This is a genomic window from Pseudomonas sp. FW300-N2A2 (assembly GCF_017351735.1).
Lineage (GTDB): Bacteria > Pseudomonadota > Gammaproteobacteria > Pseudomonadales > Pseudomonadaceae > Aquipseudomonas > Aquipseudomonas migulae.
Genome location: NZ_JACNDU010000022.1, coordinates 81,313 through 93,159 on the forward strand (window position 1 = coordinate 81,313; position 11,847 = coordinate 93,159).

General features: G+C 59.9%; 10 protein-coding genes and 1 pseudogene. 3 read left to right on the forward strand and 8 right to left on the reverse strand.

Annotated elements, in window-relative coordinates; genetic code table 11:
• Position 1: 1 nt before the first annotated feature.
• Together J4E42_RS22355 and J4E42_RS22360 are read right to left on the reverse strand one after the other, a co-directional pair.
• Positions 2 to 670, reverse strand: coding sequence for an ABC transporter ATP-binding protein (locus tag J4E42_RS22355; RefSeq protein ID WP_008034147.1), 669 nt, complete (start codon positions 668 to 670; stop codon positions 2 to 4).
• Between the two features lie 197 nt (positions 671 to 867).
• Positions 868 to 1,674 (reverse strand): class I SAM-dependent methyltransferase, encoded by an 807-nt coding sequence (locus J4E42_RS22360; protein WP_207286176.1) that lies wholly within the window; start codon positions 1,672 to 1,674, stop codon positions 868 to 870.
• A 169-nt stretch (positions 1,675 to 1,843) separates the two neighbouring features.
• Here J4E42_RS22360 and J4E42_RS22365 point away from each other — a divergent pair, with 169 nt between their 5' ends.
• Positions 1,844 to 2,239, forward strand: coding sequence for a hypothetical protein (locus tag J4E42_RS22365; RefSeq protein ID WP_008034150.1), 396 nt, complete (start codon positions 1,844 to 1,846; stop codon positions 2,237 to 2,239).
• Here the strand turns inward: J4E42_RS22365 and J4E42_RS22370 are convergent.
• The 5 genes from J4E42_RS22370 to J4E42_RS22390 form a co-directional block, all read right to left on the reverse strand.
• Positions 2,230 to 3,657, reverse strand: a complete 1,428-nt coding sequence (locus J4E42_RS22370; protein WP_207286177.1) for a sigma-54 dependent transcriptional regulator — start codon at positions 3,655 to 3,657, stop codon at positions 2,230 to 2,232. The genes J4E42_RS22365 and J4E42_RS22370 overlap by 10 nt on opposite strands.
• On the reverse strand, positions 3,626 to 5,122 hold the full coding sequence (locus J4E42_RS22375; protein WP_008034155.1) for a sensor histidine kinase: 1,497 nt from the start codon (positions 5,120 to 5,122) through the stop codon (positions 3,626 to 3,628). The genes J4E42_RS22370 and J4E42_RS22375 overlap by 32 nt, the downstream gene beginning before the upstream one ends.
• A gap of 104 nt (positions 5,123 to 5,226) precedes the next feature.
• A complete protein-coding gene (locus J4E42_RS22380; RefSeq protein ID WP_008043625.1) occupies positions 5,227 to 6,243 on the reverse strand; it encodes an SCO family protein in 1,017 nt (338 codons plus the stop codon).
• A 17-nt stretch (positions 6,244 to 6,260) separates the two neighbouring features.
• Positions 6,261 to 9,068 (reverse strand): multicopper oxidase domain-containing protein, encoded by a 2,808-nt coding sequence (locus tag J4E42_RS22385; RefSeq protein ID WP_207286178.1) that lies wholly within the window; start codon positions 9,066 to 9,068, stop codon positions 6,261 to 6,263.
• 183 nt (positions 9,069 to 9,251) lie between these two features.
• Positions 9,252 to 10,700: a sensor histidine kinase gene (locus J4E42_RS22390; protein WP_207286179.1), complete on the reverse strand. Its 1,449-nt coding sequence runs from the start codon at positions 10,698 to 10,700 to the stop codon at positions 9,252 to 9,254.
• A gap of 182 nt (positions 10,701 to 10,882) precedes the next feature.
• Between J4E42_RS22390 and J4E42_RS29535 the strand changes: the two are divergent.
• Positions 10,883 to 10,969 (forward strand): annotated as a pseudogene (locus J4E42_RS29535) (LysE family translocator); the annotation flags it as partial.
• 127 nt (positions 10,970 to 11,096) lie between these two features.
• On the opposite strand, the gene J4E42_RS22395 reads toward J4E42_RS29535, so the two are convergent.
• A complete protein-coding gene (locus J4E42_RS22395) occupies positions 11,097 to 11,276 on the reverse strand; it encodes a hypothetical protein (protein WP_157222791.1) in 180 nt (59 codons plus the stop codon).
• Between the two features lie 124 nt (positions 11,277 to 11,400).
• Here J4E42_RS22395 and J4E42_RS22400 point away from each other — a divergent pair, with 124 nt between their 5' ends.
• Complete coding sequence (locus J4E42_RS22400) at positions 11,401 to 11,772, forward strand: DUF6124 family protein (RefSeq protein ID WP_008034164.1); 372 nt, start codon at positions 11,401 to 11,403, stop codon at positions 11,770 to 11,772.
• The last annotated feature ends 75 nt before the right edge of the window (positions 11,773 to 11,847 follow it).

Here is an 11,847-nt window from a genome sequence, read left to right on the forward strand (position 1 = left end):
CTCAGTGCTCGTCCGCGCCAGCCAGACGGCCACGGTGCAGCACTACTTTTTCAGCCAGGCGCGCGGCCACTCTCGGGCTGTGAGTGACCATCAACAACGTCGTCGGACTGTCGTCGAGCAGTTCCAGCAACAACTTCAGCACTTCATCGCTGGTGGCTTCATCGAGGCTGCCGGTGGGTTCATCGGCCAGCAGCAATTTGGGTTGCGATGCCAGCGCCCGGCCCAGCGCGACTCGCTGTTGCTGGCCGCCGGACAACTGCTCGGGATAACGCCGCAACACATCGCCCAGGCCCAGACGCTTGACCAGATGCGCCTGCCAGCGCGCATCATGCCGCCCCGCCAGCCGCGCCTGGAACGCCAGATTGTCCTCCACGCGCAAACTGCCGATCAGGTTGAACTGCTGGAACACCAGGCCGATTTCGGTGCGTCGCCAGTTCGCCAGTTGCCCTTCACTCATTCGTTCAAGCTGATGTTCACCACTGCGGATGCTGCCGCTATCGACCTTGTCCAGCCCGGCGATCAAGTGCAGCAAGGTGCTTTTGCCGCTGCCCGACTCGCCCATCAGCGCCAGGCTGCTGCCGGATTTCAGCGTCAGGTCGACACCTTGCAGCACCGACAGAGGACCTTGCGGAGTGGCGTAGCTTTTGAAAACGCCTTGGACCGAAAGCATGGGTGAACCTGTTTGAGGGGCGTGGGGCAAAGGATAGCGGCCGCGGAAGTGGAGTTGGGACAAATTTCAGGTTTGCGTTGCACGTTAGGGCCCCATCGCGAGCAGGCTCGCTCCCACATTGGATCTTCGTTGCGCCAAAGATCAAGGTGGGAGCGAGCCTGCTCGCGATAGGGGCAACTCATTTTCGGCTCAAAAACTCAGCACTTCCCCCCCACCCACGTAAAACACAACGGCAACTGCGCCTCTCGCTGCTGATACTGATCATAAATCTCCTCCCGGTTGGAATGCGGATATTCCTTGAAGTGGCTGATCTGCAACCCCGCTTCGATGGCGCCGGTAAACATCTCGCTGAGGGTGTGGACGAACCAGTAGGACGTCGCGGCCTGCTGTTCGACTTTGCCTTCGTAGACGATCGGCTGGTCCTGCACGAAAGGTTCACGGCGGAAGTACGAAGTGACCGGGTGAAAGGGATCGTCTGATTCGGGGTCGAACATTTCCAGGAACGGGTGGGTTTCGTACACCACCAACGCCCCGCCGGGCTTGAGGGTGCGGGCGACGTGGCGGAAGAATTCGCCGATGTCCGGCATCCAGCCCAATACGCCGATGGTGATCAGGGCCACATCGAACCGGTGGTGCAGTTCACTCGGCAGGTGATGAATGTCGGCCTCGACGAATTCAGGCGCGTGCGGCGAGCGGGAAGCCAGTTCCCGCGCCTGATCGAGAAACGCTGCGGACTGGTCAACGCCGACGACGCTGCGGGCACCGAGCGCAAACAGTGCAAGACTTTCGCGGCCGTTGTTGCAGCCCAGTTGCACCACGTCCTTGCCGTCGACCCCGACCTGCTCCAGCACACCGCGCAACGTGTCGTCGATGCAGCAGAAATCGCCCAGTGTCACGGCCTTCAACAGGGACGGCCATTCGGGATTGTCTTTGTGGTGTCGGGCGGAGTCATTCCACGCATCGCGGTTGCTGGCGATGGCTTTTTCTTTGGTCAGCATTTCCATTGCACGCTCCAGAACTCGGGTTTATCAGACCGGCCCGAGTCTAGATCAGCGTTTTTGAAAAACCCATGTGGTGTTTGTTGGAATGTTGTAAGCCGGCAACGCCCCCGTACGGCAGCTATAGTTAATGGCCTTGGGGAATTGCGGGACAACCGATTTCGCAGGTGCTGCCATGAAACACACCGATTTGATGCTGTTGCTCATCTTCTGCCTGACCGCCACCACGGGGGTTCACGCGGATGACAACCTGACGCCGCCGTCCGGGTACAGCAGCGAGTTCAACTATTACGGCGAAAACCAGCCGTTCGCCCACCCCGTTCCGCCGACGCTGAGCACGGTGCCACCGCGCTCGTACATTCCCACGGCGCCGCAGGATTTCATCCCGATCTCCAGCGAGCACGTGTTCTCCGATTCACGGTTGCCGACCGTCGCGGATGCCACCGTCCGGGTGTTCATCCGCTCCTATGACCCGGAACTCGGCGTCTACGTGAACGAAGAAGTCGTCGACCCGACGTGCCTGCTGGCCTGCCTCAGTCGACAGGGCCAGGCGACGCCTGTCTACCACTGACGCTTGTCCGGGCGGGCGAGGCCGAGTTTTTCGATCCGGTAACGCAGCATGTCGCGGCTCAAACCCAGCAGGCGCGCGGACTTGGTGACGTTCCAGTCGGTCTTGTCGAGCATCTTGCGCACCATGTCGCGCTCGACCTCCGGCAGGTTCATCGACTCGTTGCCGTTGTACGCCGGGCGCACTTCGTTATGGGGCGCCTCGGGCATCGCCACCGGCTCGTCCACCAGGCTCAGGCAGACGTTCAACTGGTGCGCGGCGATGGTGTCGTACTGGGCCAGCAGCACGGTTTGTTCGAGCATGTTGCGCAACTCGCGCACGTTGCCCGGCCAGCTGTAGCTCATGAGCAATTCTTCGGCCTGTTCGCTGAAATGCAGGTTCGGTTTGCCATAGCGTTTGCCGTGGATGGCGAGGAAGTGCCGGGCCAGCAACAGGACGTCTTCGCCACGGGTATAAAGGCGCGGCACCTTGATCGAAATGATGCGCAAACGGAAGAACAGGTCGCGGCGGAACTTGCCCTGCTGGACCATTTGTTCGAGGTTGCAATTGGTTGCGCTGATCACCCGCAAATCAACCTTGCGCTCCTTCACCGAACCGACCCGGCGAATGGTCCGGTCTTCCAGCAGCTTCAGCAGTTTGGCTTGCAGCAGCAGGTCCATTTCCCCGACTTCATCGAGAAACAAGGTGCCGCCATCCGCCGCTTCCACAAGGCCGACGCGACGGTCCTTGGCGTCGGTGAATGCCCCCTTCTCGTGGCCGAACAGCTCCGACTCCACCAGATTGGAGGGAATCGACGCGCAGTTGAATTCAATGAACGGGCCCTTGCTGCGCGGGCCGTCGAAATGCAGCGCGCGGGCCACCAGTTCCTTGCCGGTGCCCGTCTCGCCTTCCACCAGCACCGGCGGCAAATCGGCGTTGGCCATCCGGCGCTCGGCGTCGAGCAACTGGCCGATGGTGTTTTTCAGGAAGACCATGGGCCCCGATTCGCCGATCAACGCCTGCACCCCTGACTTCTGCGCTTCGCGTTCCTGATAGAACGACAGCGTGCGCTCCATCCGCTCGGTGGCCAGGGCCTTGTCCAGCAACAGCTTCAGTTCCGGCAGCGCCACCGGTTTGGTGACGTAATGGAACGCGCCTTCTTTCATCGCCACCACGGCGTCTTCGACATTGCCGTAGCCGGTCATCATGATCACTTTCAGGTCCGGCGCGCTGATACGCAGCTTCTGGATCAGATCGTGACCGCTCATGCCCGGCAACGAGTTGTCGGTCAGTACGACGTCCGGGGCAAACGTGTTCATTTGCTTCAGCGCATCTTCAGCCGAGTGGCAGACCGTCACCTCGAAGTCTTTGCGTTCCAGGTAGGTCTGAAGATTCCCGGCGAGGATTTCGTCATCCTCGACCAGCAGAATGCTGTACCCCATATTCCCCTCCCGTTGCCACTTTGAAGTTCAGACAAACGCGGGTTCCTTCCTGCTCCTGGCTGGTCAGTTCGACCGAACCTTCAAAACGCTCCATTATTCTTTTGACCAGGGCCAGGCCCACACCCAACCCGCCTTGCTTGGTGGTGAAAAACGGTTTGAAAACCATTTGTTGCTGCTGTTTGGTCATGCCCTTGCCGGTATCGCTCAGGGTCATGCGCAAGAGTCCGGACTGCGGCGACTCGATATCGATGCTCAGCACACCGCCCTTGGGCATGGCTTCCAGGGCATTGGCGAACAGGCTATTGAGAATTTGCGTGAGCAGCACCTGTTGGCTGACGACCGGTGGGCAAACCTGCGGTGTGAATCGGACTTCGACACCGGAGCGCTTGATCAGCGCGTCAAAGGCACTCAGGGTGTCGTCGATGGCCAACACCAGGTCTACCGTTTCGTAGTCGTCATTCACCGGCCGCAACGACACCAGCAACTCGCGAACCCAGCGCGACATGCGATCGACCTGGTTGATGATGTCGCCAATGTTCTTCTGCGCGCTCTGACTGGCGATTTCCTGGGCCAGTTCAGCGCTGGAGCGAATGTTCGCCAGCGGGTTGCGCAAACTGTGGGCTACGGCCGAAGACATTTCCCCCAGCGCGACGAAGGTTTCGTTGGCAATCAGCTGTTTCTGCTGGCTCTCGATCAGCTTCGCCGCACGCCGCACAATCCAGAACAGCCCCAAGTAGATGGCGGCACCACCGAGCACGGTGGCCAGCCAGATGGCCTTGAAACCGCGCTGGATACGTTCAACCAGATCAGTAGGCTCCTTGTAGACCTCGACCATGGCGATGACTTTGCTTTTGTCGGCGTTGAACATCGGGATGTAGTTTTCAACGAACAGGTACTGGGGCTCGTGCAACAGTTTTTGTTCGGGACGTTCTTCATCGACTTCGTGGTAGCTGGTGGAAACGGGTTCCTTCATTTCGAAAGACTCGTCCAGTTCATCGTCGTCTTCGATGCGTACGCCGATCAGCTCCGGGTTGGTCGACCAGACCACGGTGCGATCCTGGGCATACACCGTGGCCAACAGCAGGTCCGGCAGGTTTGCCACATGATCGAGAAACTCGATGCGCGCCGCAGCACGTGCGCCCGGGTTCACGTCGGGATGGGCGTTATCCAGGCGAGAATCGAGCATTTCGCCCATGGTTCTTTCCGGGGAAATCGATGCGTGGCGGATTTCGGCAGCACCGATGGCCTGGATAAATTGCGCGGTCAGCATGGAATCGCGTTCGATGCTCTCCTCCACCACGAAACGGGTGGAGATGTACCCCAGCCCCGCCGCCACGGCGGCAATGATCAAAAAACTGGCAAAGGAAAACCAGCGCAGCAGATTGAATTCGCCACGCCAGCTCGTGCATTCCCCCGCCGGAAGGTTCGACGGAGCAGGTACTTTTTGTTGTTCGAGTATCTGCATGGTGGGTCCTGAATTCGGTACTGGCATGAAGCCTATTCAGTGGCGTTTCGCATCAGTGTAGGTGTCATTGATCGAGTCGGCGGTTCAATGATAGTAATTCGCCGCTATGGCACCTGCGCCGCTTGCAACGATTGCTGACGATCGGTTTCCTCCTGCAAAAAATCAATGATGGACTGCGCCGCTTTCTCATCAAGGCGCAGGTTTGGCATCGGGATTTTGTCGAAGCGTTGAAACAGTTCCAGCGCAATCGGGTCTTTTTCGGCCAGCATGCGATCCGGTTCGCGGATCCAGCGATTGAGCCAGGCGGGATCGCGCACGCGGGTTACGCCGATCAGGTCCGGGCCGATGGCGCGCATGCCGATGCCCTGCCCGTCTTGCGGCCCGAGGCTGTGGCACGAGGCGCAACGGGTGCGAAACAACTCTTCGCCGTTGCTCGGCGGGCGGATCTCGGGCGCATCGGCATAATTTTCTTCAACACTGGGTTGCTTCCAGTTCTGCAAGGTATTGGCCAACTGATCGGCGAGGATCCATGGGTTCTCGAACGGTGAGGCTTTCATCCAGCGACCGGTGCCCTGGTTGCCGACGATCAGGCTCAGGTTGTGGTCCTTGCTGCGACCGTTGTCGACGCCCTCGATGAACAGCCCGAGCTTTTTGCGCAGGTCGGTGACGGCCTCGAACTCCCCGGTGAGGAACTGCCAGCCCGGTCCGACTTTGAAGCGCTGCGCGTAGGCCTTGAGCACCTCGGGTGTATCGCTCAACGGGTCGATGCTGATCGAGTAGAAAAAAATATCCTGGCCGACCCGGGGCCCCAACAACTGCTGCACCTGGCGCAGGCGCGCGGTTTCCAGCGGGCAGGAATCGCTGCACGTGGTGAAGATGAAGTTGATCACCACCACTTTGCCTTTGATCATGTCATCGAAAAAACGCACCTGCCGACCGTCCTGGTCGGTCAGCAAGGTGTTGGGAAAGTAATCGCGCCCCCAGGGTGTCGCCGATTCCGTCGGCGACGGCGACAGTGCACCTTCATGAGCGAGCAGCACCTGGCTGGCCAGCAAAAACGTCACCAGTACCAGAATCAGGTGCATGCCCAGTGCGCGGGAGCGCGGCGTGTGCAGTGTCATGTCGGCTCCCCTGCGGATCATGGCTTGATCACCACTTGTGGGCCGTAGCCATCGCCGGTGCGGAAGGTTGGCAGTGCAGCAGAGTTCACGTAGCGCACGCCATCCCAGCTCGGCAGCGGAACCGGCATCAATTGCAATTGCCCCGGTTTCTCAACGTCCCAACGCAACAGCATGGAGTTGTCCTCGTGTTGAGTGTTGTGGCAGTGCTCCATGTACGTCCCGGCGAATTCGCGGAAGTGGATCGCAATCTCGACGCTGTCCAGGCCGTCCTTTTCCGGACCGATGCGGTACACGTCCTTACGTGCCCATTTTTCCCATTCCGGTGGTAGCTTGCCGCCGCGACTGAGGATGATCCCCTCCTCGAAGTGCACGTGTACCGGGTGGCTCCAGCCCTCGCCGCCGAGCTTGATGTTCCACACTTCCAGCGTACCGAAGCCCGTGGCGCCGGCATCGGTCGGGCCGGAGGCCAGTTTGGTCGAGACGTTCAGCCGACGAGGGTCCATTCTGAAACCGAAACCGCCGTCGGTCTTGATTGTCCACGGCGCCGAATCGGTGCCGTCGGAACGACCGAAGGTGAAGGTGCGATGACGGGCCTTGGCCAGCAGCGCCTTGTCGGCCACATTATCGCGGTGAATTTTCAGCGGGATCATCACCAGGCCTTCAGCCTTGCCCGGTTTGGCCGGTTCATAGGCCGCCGGGTCCATGGCCAGGTCCTGACCGGTGTAGGCCTTGACGTTGAATTGCAACACTTTGCCTATCGCCGGATCACCGTCCTCCCACTTCGGCCCCTTGCTGGATTGCCTGATGACGGCCTTGTACTTCTCGGACAGCACGTCAGCCAGGGCGACGGGTTCTTCCGGGCCCTTGCCGTCTTCGTGCACCAGCAGGTTGACGAAGAACAGCTTGTCGCCCGCCTTGACCCCGTTTTTCGAGAAGTTGACGACGATGTCGAAACGCTCGGCGATACCCATGGTTGGCAGGATCGCGTTGTGATTTTGAGTATCGCCGTCGGCATCCAGGTCCATGGTGCCGTCGAACGGCACGGCGTGTTCCATGATATTGCCGTCGTTGGCAATCATGTGGAACGGCACGCGGGCGTACGACAAGCCTGACCCGACAGGCCCTGGGAACTCGCCGCCGGTGCCCTTGATCTCGCGCACCAGCGCGAGTTTGAAGTAGCGCGATACCGAGCCATTGAGCATGCGGAACCGATAGCTGCGGGCGCGCACATCCAGGACCGGTTTCCACTGCCAGTTGACCAGCACCTGATCACCGAGGAAGCCGTCGGTATTGAACGGGTTAAACCACAGTTGACCGTTCTTGTCCCACGCTTTATCGGCAAACAGCAGGTTGACGTCGTAGTCGCGGTTGCCCCAAGGCAAGGCGTTGCCACTGGGTAAACGCAGGTTGACGCCGTCATTCACCGCTTCATTGCCACGGTCCAGGGCGCTGTAGTAGTTCATCATCGCCGCGTTGCCCTTGTAGACGTTCTGCGCGGTGAAATCGAGCATGTGGTCGTGAAACCAGTGGGTGCTCATGGTTTCGCGCCAGTCGCCACGGATCTTGATCGTGCCGTTGTCGCAGGTCTTGCGGCTGGGGATGAGGTCGTTGGTCCACAGGGTTTCGCCCGGCGAGCACGGAAAAGCTGCACGCGGGTCTGTAGCCGTGGTGTTGATGCTGTCGTAGCCGGCCAACTGGATCGGCCAGCGGTAGTCGTAGAATTGCCCGGGGAAGAAAAATGCGTTGGCATAACCGTCGCTTTCGGCCGGTTGGTGACCGTTGTGTTCGTGGGTGCTGAGGGTGTGCAGACCAAAACCCATGTTCGCCGACGGGTCGATCGGCAAGGCGTTGTAATGGCGCATCAGCACGGGTTGTCCGTAACGCACCATGAGCAATTTTGGCGGCAAGGTGCCGTCGAAGGTCCAGACCGATTTGTGGTTCTGCACCGGCATTTTCGGGTGAAAACGCGCATCGACGCCTTTGGCGGTGCCTACGGTCGTCGGCAGGCCAGCCACATTGTAATAGAGGCCACCGGGGCCAAACTCACCCATGGCATAGCGGTGCATCTGACGACTGTCACGCAACCCGGTATTCACCCGTGCGCCGGATTGCACAGTCTTGTAGGCGATCTGCGGGTAAAACTCGTTCCAGCGCTGGTGCGACCAGCCTTTTCCTGGTGGACGGCCTTCAGCCGACGAACCGATACGGCGGTTGAGGAAAAATTCGATCTGCTTCTGCCAAGGGTTGCGGTCGACCACGTTGGAATAATGGCTGGGAAACGGGGTCAGTCCGGGTTGGCGCATGAAAGCGTCGAGCGCCGCACTCGGCGGAGCGCTGCGAGCGACGCTGGTGGGATCCTGTTGCGGCAGCGGGCCGATGGCGGCCGGTGGAAACGGCAACTGCGCCGCCGGGGTGGTGGGGTCGAGTTTTTCCGGACCGAACTCTTCGAACAGCACCAGTTGCTGGGTGAACGGCAGAGCACCGTACAACGGGCTGGGTTTGCCGTTGGTAGGGTAATTGAAGCTGGTCTGTATCGCCGGCGGAAGGACGTTTTCCTTGAGCGGGGTCTCTCGGGTGCCTTTGACGCCAGCCGGCAAGTCGAAGGCATCCAGGTTGGCGGGGGGCATGGTCAAAATGGCGTTCAAGGCACCTGCCTTGTCAGCCGGCTCGTCGTAATACGCCGAAGGGTCGGAAGGTGGCGGCTGCCCTTCGTCGTCGATCGGGCTGGCGCGCAGGCTCGTTGTGCCGAGCGTCATGGCCACGAAAACGCTAAGGGGCGTCAGGAGACCAAACCATTTGCAGGGGTGCAGCGCTTTTCTGTCCATCACCAGCCGCCTCGAAGTCGTGAAGGGGGTAATGGGGGTTTTGCAAGGAGCTCGCCAGACTTGCTACAGCCTATACAAACGCACTAATGCTCGTGGAAACAATGGCTTATCAACATCAATTTGCCATTTCCCGAAAAACGACTGGGGAATGACACCCGCAACCGGGGAAAGTTCGTCCCCATTTCAGGGACTGCGTTGGAACGACAGGCGAACACTTGTGCCCTCGCCCTCGCGACTGTCCAGGCTCACCGTACCGCCGCAGCGCTCCATAATCCGCTTGACCAGTACGAGCCCGACGCCGAGCCCGCCTTGCTTGGTGGTGAAAAACGGCCGGAAAGCCATGCTGCGCTGTTCCTCGTTCATGCCTCTGCCGGTATCGCTCACCACCACGCTGACGTCTCGGGCATCCGTCGGCTCCAAAATGACGGTGAGCGTGCCGCCCTGGTCCATGGCCTCCAGCGCGTTGGCCAGCAGACGGTTGAGTATCTGCGTCAACTGCAACTGCTGGCTCAGGACCATGGGCGTGTCCTTCGGCTCGAACACCACATGAACGCAGGCCTTGGCGATCTGCTGCTCGAAGGCCATGAGGCTGTCGTGCACCGCCGCCACCAGGTTCACCGGTTCCGGTTCATCGGTGAGCGGGCGCAAGGATTGCAGCAATTCCCTGACCCACGTCGACATGCGATCGACCTGCCCGATGATGTCGTTGATGTTTTGGTGCGCCGGGCCATTGTCGAACTCCAGCGCCAGTTCGGCACTGGAGCGAATGGTCGCCAACGGGTTACGCAAACTGTGGGCCACCGCCGATGACATCTCACCCAGGGCGACAAAGGTTTCGTTGGTGATCAATTGTTTTTGCTGCGCCGCCAACAGGATCGCCGCACGCCGCACGATCCAGTACAGCCCCAGATAAATCAGCCCGCCGCCCAGTGCGGTAGCCAGCCAGATCAACACCAGACCGCGCTCCATGCGGCTGATCAGGTCTTCGGGTTCCTTGTAGATCTCGACCATCGCCGTGACGTGCTCGCCGTCGGCATCGAACAGCGGAATGTAGTTTTCGATGAAGATGAATTCCGGCGGCGAGACGAACTTTTGCTCCATGCGTGTCTTGTCCACGTCGTGATAACTGGTCGACACCGGCGTCCTGGAGGCGAATGCGCGCTCAAGGTCTTCGTCGGCATGGATCGTGGTGCCCATCAATGCCGGGTTGGTCGACCAGATCACCATGCGGTCGGGGGCGTAGATGTTGGCAAGGATCACGTCAGGCAAGTGCTCGATGTGGTCGAGAAATTCGCCCCGGGCGTTGGCGCGGGCCATCGGGTCTACGTCGGGGAAATCCTTGTCCTTGCGCGGGTCCAGCAGCTCGCCCATGCTGCGCACATTGGGAATGGATACGTGGCGCACCTCGGTCAAGGCAATCGTCTGAATGAACTGCGAGGTCAGCAATGCATCGCGCTGCACGCTCTCGGTAATCACAAATCGCGTGGACACAGCCCCCAGCGCCACCGCCACCGTACCAATCACCGCCATGCTGATGAGGGAAAACCAGCGCAGCAGATTGAACGGTTGCTTTCGCGAGCTCAAGCGCACATCGCCCTCTTCGGACTGGAGCGATTGTGTGGGCATGTTCATGGGCGTACTTCCCGGCGATTCCCCCCATTGGTTATAGCCCACGGTCAGGCATTTGCCCGGTATTGGGTGTTGACGTGACGATCCCCTGTTGGATCCATCACTCGATACACGCGTAACCGTTCGGCAACCACAAATGCCGTGGCTTTGACTTTGCGCCCTGGCACGAGCACGGTCTGGCGCTACCACGGCGGATAAATGGCCTGAACGCAGGGGCAGGACTCACCTTCGTTGCTTCGGGCGTATCGATAGCGGCGCTCAGCCAAAAATAGGGTCCGTGCAGGGGCGCGCGGGGCCGCCAACCCTGAGGAGAAATCCGACGTTTTCCGCGATGTTTAGCAATGCTTGCTCATGTTTAACGACGCTTGTTTAAAAACACTTCGTGTTACTTCGCGCAGGCTACAACGCCTTGCGCCATTGCCTACGCTTGCGCCAGAATCCGCCGGCTTGTGCGCCTTGATCTTGGGCTTTATCGTTTTCCGGTCGCTGAAAATCAGTGATCGGGTTTGGTAGCCCGAGCTGCATAAGGTGCATTGCATCGCCATTTGAGGCTTCTGGTCTCGCATTTATGGTGGTCATGCACAGGGCGCCTTCGGGCGCGCCGGTTTCCTTGTGCCCGGTCTACCAACCTGCGTATGGCCACCACCCCTCGTTTGGTAGCGAGGGTGATGGCTCCTTGTTGTTAGCATAAGGAGTTTTATTTATGTTCAAAGTAACGCCCAATCCACCGGACACCGATCCGGCATCGCCGCAAGACAATCCCGATTCAGAAGCACATCGCGAGGCAGTCAATCGCGCCCTCGATTTCTACTTCAACCCTGCCGCCCAGAACGCTCACATCAAAGCCACTCCGCGAACACCCACCACCCTGTTTATCGTCAACCCGGAACTCGATACCGAAACCCTGCTGGCCCATGCGTGTGAATCCCTGGCATCGGCCAATGTCATGGCGACGGACCTGGCGGATCAACTGGACGGGACATGCCGCAACTCCCTGCTGGGGATTGCGCAAGTCATCATGCTGGGCGAGTTGGCGGTGAATCGGGCGCTGGATCAATTAGCCCCCACCGAGTAGCGACTGCGTCCGGCTGTCTGTAGGAGCAAGCTTGCTCGCGATGGACTCACGATCGTCGCGCTTATCCAGATAACA

Bases quoted from the DNA above. Each gene is read 5' to 3' on its own strand.
- J4E42_RS22355 (WP_008034147.1), bottom strand. From the start codon at position 670: ATGCTTTCGGTCCAAGGCGTTTTCAAAAGCTACGCCACTCCGCAAGGT.
- J4E42_RS22360 (WP_207286176.1), bottom strand. From the start codon at position 1,674: ATGGAAATGCTGACCAAAGAAAAAGCCATCGCCAGCAACCGCGATGCG.
- J4E42_RS22365 (WP_008034150.1), top strand. From the start codon at position 1,844: ATGAAACACACCGATTTGATGCTGTTGCTCATCTTCTGCCTGACCGCC.
- J4E42_RS22370 (WP_207286177.1), bottom strand. From the start codon at position 3,657: ATGGGGTACAGCATTCTGCTGGTCGAGGATGACGAAATCCTCGCCGGG.
- J4E42_RS22375 (WP_008034155.1), bottom strand. From the start codon at position 5,122: ATGCAGATACTCGAACAACAAAAAGTACCTGCTCCGTCGAACCTTCCG.
- J4E42_RS22380 (WP_008043625.1), bottom strand. From the start codon at position 6,243: ATGACACTGCACACGCCGCGCTCCCGCGCACTGGGCATGCACCTGATT.
- J4E42_RS22385 (WP_207286178.1), bottom strand. From the start codon at position 9,068: ATGGACAGAAAAGCGCTGCACCCCTGCAAATGGTTTGGTCTCCTGACG.
- J4E42_RS22390 (WP_207286179.1), bottom strand. From the start codon at position 10,700: ATGAACATGCCCACACAATCGCTCCAGTCCGAAGAGGGCGATGTGCGC.
- J4E42_RS22395 (WP_157222791.1), bottom strand. From the start codon at position 11,276: ATGACCACCATAAATGCGAGACCAGAAGCCTCAAATGGCGATGCAATG.
- J4E42_RS22400 (WP_008034164.1), top strand. From the start codon at position 11,401: ATGTTCAAAGTAACGCCCAATCCACCGGACACCGATCCGGCATCGCCG.